Source organism: Actinospineispora spinosispora DSM 44797 (genome assembly GCF_000429025.1).
Classification (GTDB): Bacteria; Actinomycetota; Actinomycetes; order Mycobacteriales; family Pseudonocardiaceae; genus Pseudonocardia; species Pseudonocardia spinosispora.
The window spans coordinates 24,661-31,751 of record NZ_AUBB01000038.1 but is presented as its reverse complement, the minus strand read 5'-3'; the positions used below and the strand labels follow the sequence as shown (position 1 = coordinate 31,751).

General features: G+C 70.7%; 9 protein-coding genes. 6 read left to right on the top strand and 3 right to left on the bottom strand.

Going from position 1 to position 7,091, the window contains the following annotated elements:
* The first annotated feature begins 129 nt into the window (after positions 1 to 129).
* From G406_RS0118310 to G406_RS47825, 4 genes are all read left to right on the top strand, one after another.
* The gene (locus tag G406_RS0118310) at positions 130 to 1,194 is read left to right on the top strand and encodes a tetratricopeptide repeat protein (protein WP_028934956.1); all 1,065 of its coding nucleotides are present in this window, start codon (positions 130 to 132) and stop codon (positions 1,192 to 1,194) included.
* A gap of 86 nt (positions 1,195 to 1,280) precedes the next feature.
* Positions 1,281 to 2,447 (top strand): NAD(P)/FAD-dependent oxidoreductase, encoded by a 1,167-nt coding sequence (locus G406_RS0118305; RefSeq protein WP_037077272.1) that lies wholly within the window; start codon positions 1,281 to 1,283, stop codon positions 2,445 to 2,447.
* Positions 2,444 to 3,343: an RNA polymerase sigma-70 factor gene (locus G406_RS0118300; RefSeq protein WP_028934954.1), complete on the top strand. Its 900-nt coding sequence runs from the start codon at positions 2,444 to 2,446 to the stop codon at positions 3,341 to 3,343. The genes G406_RS0118305 and G406_RS0118300 overlap by 4 nt, the downstream gene beginning before the upstream one ends.
* A gap of 24 nt (positions 3,344 to 3,367) precedes the next feature.
* Complete coding sequence (locus G406_RS47825; protein WP_037077270.1) at positions 3,368 to 3,760, top strand: (R)-mandelonitrile lyase; 393 nt, start codon at positions 3,368 to 3,370, stop codon at positions 3,758 to 3,760.
* A gap of 209 nt (positions 3,761 to 3,969) precedes the next feature.
* On the opposite strand, the gene G406_RS47820 is transcribed toward G406_RS47825, so the two are convergent.
* The 3 genes from G406_RS47820 to G406_RS0118280 all read right to left on the bottom strand — a co-directional run bounded on the left by G406_RS47820 (position 3,970) and on the right by G406_RS0118280 (position 5,981).
* Positions 3,970 to 4,323: a MerR family transcriptional regulator gene (locus G406_RS47820; protein WP_051342303.1), complete on the bottom strand. Its 354-nt coding sequence runs from the start codon at positions 4,321 to 4,323 to the stop codon at positions 3,970 to 3,972.
* Positions 4,324 to 4,524: 201 nt separating this feature from the next.
* On the bottom strand, positions 4,525 to 5,292 hold the full coding sequence (locus G406_RS0118285) for a LamB/YcsF family protein (RefSeq protein ID WP_028934953.1): 768 nt from the start codon (positions 5,290 to 5,292) through the stop codon (positions 4,525 to 4,527).
* Positions 5,289 to 5,981, bottom strand: a complete 693-nt coding sequence (locus tag G406_RS0118280) for a GntR family transcriptional regulator (RefSeq protein ID WP_028934952.1) — start codon at positions 5,979 to 5,981, stop codon at positions 5,289 to 5,291. Before G406_RS0118280 ends, G406_RS0118285 begins: the two co-directional genes overlap by 4 nt.
* Positions 5,982 to 6,127: 146 nt before the next feature.
* On the opposite strand from G406_RS0118280, the gene G406_RS0118275 reads away from it, so the two are divergent.
* Both G406_RS0118275 and G406_RS0118270 read left to right on the top strand, forming a co-directional pair.
* On the top strand, positions 6,128 to 6,406 hold the full coding sequence (locus G406_RS0118275) for a hypothetical protein (RefSeq protein WP_051342302.1): 279 nt from the start codon (positions 6,128 to 6,130) through the stop codon (positions 6,404 to 6,406).
* Between the two features lie 8 nt (positions 6,407 to 6,414).
* Positions 6,415 to 7,029 carry a 5-oxoprolinase subunit B family protein gene (locus tag G406_RS0118270; protein WP_028934950.1) on the top strand — a complete coding sequence of 205 codons (615 nt, stop codon included), beginning with the start codon at positions 6,415 to 6,417 and terminating at the stop codon, positions 7,027 to 7,029.
* Positions 7,030 to 7,091 lie beyond the last annotated feature (62 nt).

Below are 7,091 nucleotides of genomic sequence, written 5' to 3'. Positions count from 1 at the left end.
TCACCACCGCCTGAGGGCTGTTTTCGGGCCCGCAATCAGCCGTGAGGCGGTGATGATCATGATTCGCGCGCGCGGAACGGGGATGGTGTGCTGCAGGATGGGCGGGTGCGATGGAGACGGCGGGGACCCGTGACAGCGCGGGGCTCCTACCAGCGTGGGGCCGAGCTGGAGCGTTCGGGGGACGTCGCGGGCGCTCGGGCCGCATACCAGCTGGCCATTGACTCCGACGACGTGCACTATTCGTCGCTCGCCGCCAACAACCTGGGGATGATGCTGCTGGAGCATGGTGAGACGGCGGCGGCACAGGCGGCGTTCCGGTGCGGTGCCGAGTCGGGCTATCCCCTCTACGCACCCATTTCCGCGTTCAACCTGGGACGGCTGCTGCACGACCAGGGCGATGTTCCCGGGGCGTGCGCCGCGTACCGGCTCGCGGCCGACTCCGACGACCCGACCTACGGCCCGGCCGCCTCGGGCAACCTGGGTGAGCTGTTCGCCGAGCAGGGCGACGTCGACAGCGCCCGTGCCGCCTACCGGCGGGCGATCGACTCCGGGCATCGGGACGAGGAACCCAGGGCGTGGAACAACCTGGCAGTACTGCTGGCCGCGCACGGCGACACGGCGGGTGCGGCGGACGCCTATCAGCGGGCGATCTCCTCCGGTCACCCCGATGTGCGTCACGCCGCGTGGAAGAACCTGGACGCCCTGTTCGCCGAGCACGCTGAGGTCGCCGCCGTACGCGAGGCCCACCGGCTGGTGCTGGGCTCCGGCTTCGCCGACCTCGTGCGCGGCCTCGAGAGCCAGGACCACGACGTCGAGAGCGCGTGCGCGGCGTACCGGCTGGTCATCGAGCGCGAGCATCCCGACTACGCGCCGATGGCCGCGACCAACCTCGGCGTACTCCTCATGCGGAGCGGCGACGTGTCCGGCGCGACCACCGCGTTCCATCGCGCCATCAGCTCGGGCCACCCCGACCAGCTGCCGATGGCCGCGACGAACCTCGGGCTCCTGCTCAAGAAGCAGGGCGACATCGACGGCGCCCGCGCGGCCCTGCGGCAGGCGCTCGACTCCGGCCACCCGGACTGTGCCCACCTCACGGACGACCTGGAGACGGTCCTCGACCCGCGGGCGCTCTGGTACCCGGTGATCAACCCGAGGGGCCGCTACACGGGTGAGAGCTACACCTATCACCGGTGACGTGACGGTCGTCACTCGACCTCACGCTCTCGGCCCCGGCTTCCGTCTGGGGGTCCATCAGCACACGATGGAGAGGACGGAATCCGATGCACAAGATCGTCATCCTGGGAGCGGGCTACGCCGGACTGACCACGACGGTGAGCCTGGCCGCACGCACCAAGCGACGCGACGACGTGGAGATCACGCTGGTCAGCGCGTCGGACCGGTTCACAGAACGGCTGCGCCTGCACCAGGCCGGCGCCGGTCAGCAGCTGGCCGACCTGCGCATCCCGGCGCTGCTGGACGGTAGCGGCGTCAGGTTCGAGCGCGGCTGGGTGACCGGCATCGACGCCGGCGCTGGCACGGTCCGGGTCGACGACGAGCGGGTGCTGGAGTACGACACGCTCGTCTACGCGCTGGGCTCGGTCGCCGACACGACCTCGGTGCCCGGCGCGGACGAGCACTCCCACACGTTCGACGGCGCCCACGGCGCCGAGCTGCTGGCCCGGCGGCTCCGCGAGCTGGACGAGCAGGGCACCGGCACCGTCGTCGTGTGCGGCAGCGGACTGACCGGGGTCGAGGCCGCCGCCGAGATCGCCGAGCAGCATGCGGGCCTGCGGGTCGTCCTGGTCGGCAGGCAGGAGCCCGGCGCGACGCTGGGCGCGAAGGCCCAGGCGTACCTGCGGGAGGCGCTGCGCAGGCTGGGCGTCGAGATCCGGCTCGCGGAGATCGCCAAGGTGACGCCGGACTCGGTGGACCTGCTCGGTGAGGACGCGATCCCGGCCGACGCGGTGCTGTGGACCAGCGGCGTGCGGGTCTCGCCGCTGCCCTCGGCCGCCGGGATCGACACCGACGACCGGGGCCGCATCCTCACCGACTCCACGCTGCGGTCGGTGTCGCACCGGGGCGTCTACGCGGTCGGCGACGCCGCGGCCGTGCACCAGGGTTACGGCCTCATGCACGGCACCTGCCAGGGCGGGATGCCGACCGGGGTGCACACCGCGCTGTCGATCACCCGCGAGCTGAGCGGCCGCCGGCCCAAGCCGTTCCGCTTCGGCTACCTGCACGCGCCGGTGAGCCTGGGGCGGCGGGACGCGGTCATCCAGTTCACCCACCCCGACGACAGCCCGAAACGCTTCTGCCTGACCGGCGGGCCGGCGGTCTGGTACAAGGAGACGGTGAGTTCGGCACCGTGGCCGTCGTTCCAGCGCATGCGCAGGCTGCCCTCTTCGGGGTCGTTCGCGTGGCGCCGAGGCGGGCGGTACACACGATGACCAGCCCGGAGCAGGTCTACGCCGAGTACCGCAACCTGCTGTTCTCGGTGGCCTACCGCATCCTGGGCACTGCTGCCGACGCCGAGGACGCGGTGCAGGACAGCTGGTTGAAATGGTCGGGTGCGGACCGGTCCCAGGTCGCCGACCCGAAGGCCTACCTGGTGCGGATCGTGACGAACACGGCTATGGACCGGCTGCGGTCGATCCGGAGCAGGCGCGAGGCCTACGTCGGCCCGTGGCTGCCCGAACCGATCCTGACCAGCACCGATTCGACCGATCCCGCCGTTGCCTCGGAATCGGTGTCGATCGCCATGCTGGTGGTGCTGGAGACGCTGAGCCCGCTGGAGCGCGCGGTGTTCGTGCTGAAGGAGGTGTTCGGCTTCTCCTCCGCCGAGATCGCCGAGGCCGTCGATCGTTCCGAGGACGCGGTGCGCCAGACCGCGCACCGTGCCCGCAAGCACGTCCAGGCCCGCCGACCCCGGCTGCACATCGACCCCGCGCGGCAGCGGGAGACCACGCGGCGGTTCCTCGCGGCCGCGGCCGGCGGTGATCTCAACACCCTGTTGGAGCTGCTCGCGCCGGAGGTCGCGCTGTGGACCGACGGCGGCGGCAAGGTGCGCCAGGCCATGCGCCCGGTGCTCGGCGCGGAGCGGGTCGCGGCGTGGTTCGCCGGCGTCGCCGCACGCCCCTACCAGGGAGTGGAGCCCTCGGACATGTCCGTGGAGCTGGTCGAGCTCAACGCCACTCCGGGGATCGTGTTCACCGGTGGCGGGCGCGTCATCGCCACACTCACGCTCGACCTGGACGCCGACGGCCGGATCGCCGCCATCCACAACGTCGCCAACCCGGACAAGCTGCATGCTGTGTCGACCAGAACGGTCCGTCGACAACTGTAACTATTAGTATGTACAGTACTTGCCATGGACATCACCCGAGCCCGAGCCACCACTACGGCGCCCACGCAATGGATCTCCGGACCCGCCTGGATCGACGAACTCGCCGCCCCCGACTCCGACCTGCACATCGCGGTCGACAGCGTCCGGTTCGCGCCGGGCGCCCGGACCGCCTGGCACAGCCACCCGGTGGGTCAGGTCCTCGTCGTGACCGACGGCGAGGGCCGGGTGCAGCGGCGCGGTGAACCCGTCGAGACGATCCGCGCGGGTGACGCGGTGCGCATCCTGGCCGGCGAATGGCACTGGCACGGCGCGGGTCCGACGACGTTCATGACCCACCTGGCGATCGAGGAGATCGCGGCCGACGGCACCCAGCCCGAGTGGGGCCCAGCGGTCACCGAGGCCGACTACACCTCGTGAGCGCTCAGGGTCGTCCGCACCCCTCACGATCGCCTCGGCGCGCGACGATCCGAACCTGGCGCGCCTGAATACGACACGCCCTTCCGCAGTAGAGCCGCACGCGGCCCGGGGCCGGCGGGACCTGGTTCGCACACCCAGGGTTCGCGCAGCACGGCTTGATGTCCCCCGGCGCGACGAACCGCGCTTCGCGAGCGGGCATCCGCGCTGTCCTACTCATCCTCGTCGCACAGCTCGGTCACGGCCTCCAGCGCTTCCCGCAGCCGGTCGATCCGCTCCGCGATCTGTCGTCGACAGTTCCGCAGCGTCTCCCGTCGAGTGGCCGCATCCACGCCGTCGGACATGGACATCTCCACGAACTGCCGGAGCTCGGCGATCGACATGCCGCTGGAGCGCAGCTTCGTCAGCAGGATCGCGCGCTCGAGGTCGCCCGTGAAGTACACCCGGCGACCGTTCGACCGACGCGAGATGTCGAGGAGCAACCCGGCGTTCTCGTAGTACCTCAGCGTGTGCTGCGTCAGTCCGGTCTTGGCGGCCAGCTCACCGATCGTGAACCGGGTGCTCATGAGTCGCTCACCGCGATCACCCTCCCGAGGTGTGACGTGGATTGCAGCGGTGGGCAGATGGTAGGGGATTGTTCGACGATCTGGCAATGCCTCGATACTCTCTTCCCCACGTAGGCATGCCGAACAGGTGTCCGCACCCGTGCAATCGTCCAGGCGAAAGACCCCGTGAGTGGCGAGTGGTCCCAGGGGACCACTCGCCACTCACGGGGTCTGAGCTGCGAAGGGAGCGAGAGTGACGCCGCGAGCGTCGAGGGCCGAGCGGACCGCTCGCGCCAGGTCCACCGCGCCCTCGGTGTCGCCGTGCAGGCACAGCGAGCGGGCCGACACCCGCAGGACCGTGCCGTCGACCGCCACCAGCTCGCCGTCCGAGGCCAGCCGCAGCGCCCGCTCCACGACCTGGTCGGCGCTGGTCAGCAACGCATCGGGAGAGGATCGAGGCACCAGCGTGCCCTCGGGGGTGTAGCCGCGGTCGGCAAAGGCCTCCTCGACCGGCTCCAGCCCGGCCTTCTCCGCCGAGGCCAGCAGCGTCGAGCCGGGCAGCCCCAGCACCGGCAGGTCACCGAACGCGCGCACACCGTCCACGACCGCGCCGGCCTGCACCGCGTGGTGGACCGTCGCGTTGTACAGCGCGCCGTGCGGCTTGACGTAGGAGACCCTGGTCCCGGCGGCGGCGGCGAAGGCCTGCAGCGCGCCGATCTGGTAGAGCACCTCGTCGGCCAGCTCGACCGGGTCCACCTCGATGAACCGGCGACCGAAACCGGCCAGGTCCCGGTAGGACACCTGCGCTCCGACCGCGACACCCCGCCGCGCGGCGACGGCGCACACCTTGCGCATCGTCGAGGCGTCCCCGGCGTGGAACCCGCAGGCCACGTTCGCCGAGGTCACGACCTCCAGCAGCGCCTCGTCGTCGCCGAGGCGCCAGACCCCGAACCCTTCGGCGAGGTCGGAGTTCAGGTCCAGGTCGCTCATTTGACGTGTTCCGCGCGGCGCAGCACGTAGGTCTCGACCAGCTGCCGTTCGGCGTCGTCGAGGTACTTGTAGAGCAGCTCGTCGGCGCGGGCCCCGTTGCCCTCCCGCAGCGCGTCGAGGATCTCCTCGTTGCGCGCCAGGTACGGCTCGTGGAACCAGCGCGGGTTGTCCATCACGTGGAAGACCAGCCGCAGCTCGGCCAGGACACCGCGCATCAGCTCGGTGATCCGGTCACTGCCGGCGAGCGCGACCATCTCCTCGTGGAACGAGATGTCCGCGGTGCCGAGCGCCTGCCAGTTCTGTTCGGCCAGCGCGACCTTGCCCGCCCGGATCGTCTCGGCGATCGGCGCCAGTAGTTCGGGACTCGTGGGCGCGGTGCGCACGACGGAGCACTGCACGTGTTTGCGCACCGCGTACAGATCGTGCACGTCGTCGACGTCCGGGACCCGCACGAACATGCCTCGGTTGAGCTCGTGGATCAGCAGCCGCTCGTGGGTGAGCAGCCGGAACGCCTCGCGCAGCGTGTTGCGGGAGACCCCGAGCGCCTCGGTGATCTCCTCTTCGGCCAGCCGCGCGCCGGGCGGGAAGTAACCGGCGCTGATCCGGGTGCGCAGGATGTCGCCGACGCGCTCGGCCGTGCTCGTGCGACCCAGCAGCGCGCGGTCGGCCAACAAACCCTGCGACTCCACGCCAGCCTCCCGTACATCGGTTCAGACAGGAGGCGAGTCTAGCAACTTTGGGAGAATGGCAGGGCCAACCCCTTGAAGAATCGTTGAACAATACCCTAGCATTGCCTCCACAGTGACGGTCGACACTCTTCACGAGCGAGGTAGCCATGACCAGCTCATCCCGAACGACGACGACGGAACGCCCCGCGCTGAACCGGCGGGACCGGGCCCTGCTCATCGCGGTCGCGGCCGGTCGCTGCCAGCTCTCCCCCGGCCCGCTGCCCCGGTTGCTGATCGACTGGCGCGGCGCGTGCGACCAGCTCGCGGCCTACCAGCTACTGGCGAACGGTCTGATCACCGCGGGCACCCGTACCGGTGACGTGCTCCGGGCGGTCCTGACCCCCGCCGGCACCGAGGCGCTCGCCGCCGTCGACGAGTGCTGCTGACGAGCTCGATGGACATCTTCCGTTGTGGCCACACCGGCGCTCTGGTCGAGCTGGCCGACCGGAACGAGGTGGTCTCGCTGCACACCTCGCTGCGGACCGCCCGACCCGAGGGCGTGCTCGAGCTGGTACCCGCGGCTCGGACACTGCTGATCCGCTTCGACCGAGCGCGGACCAGCTTCACCCGGCTGGTCGACACGGTCACCGAGCTGCCACTCGGTGACCGTGTCGATCATGCTCACGCCGAGGTCGTGGTGCCGGTTCGCTACAACGGGCTCGATCTGCACGAGGTCGCCACCGCGACCGGGCTGTCCACCGACGAGGTCGTCGCCCGGCACACCGGGGCCACCTACACCGTCGCGTTCTGCGGCTTCTCCCCCGGCTTCGGCTACCTGACCGGCCTCGACCCGAAGCTGCACCTGCCGCGCAAGAGCACACCGCGCACCTCGGTTCCGGCCGGTTCGGTCGCGCTGGCCGACGAGTACACCGGCGTCTACCCCCGCTCGTCGCCCGGCGGCTGGCGGGTGATCGGCACCAGCGACCTGACCGTGTGGGACCTGCGGCGGGACCCGCCCGCGCTACTCGCCCCCGGTACACCGGTGCGGTTCGAGGCGGTGCGCCGATGACCGTGTCGATCAGCCCTCCGATCAGCGAGCCGAACGACGACAACCGCCTGCCGGCCGACTAC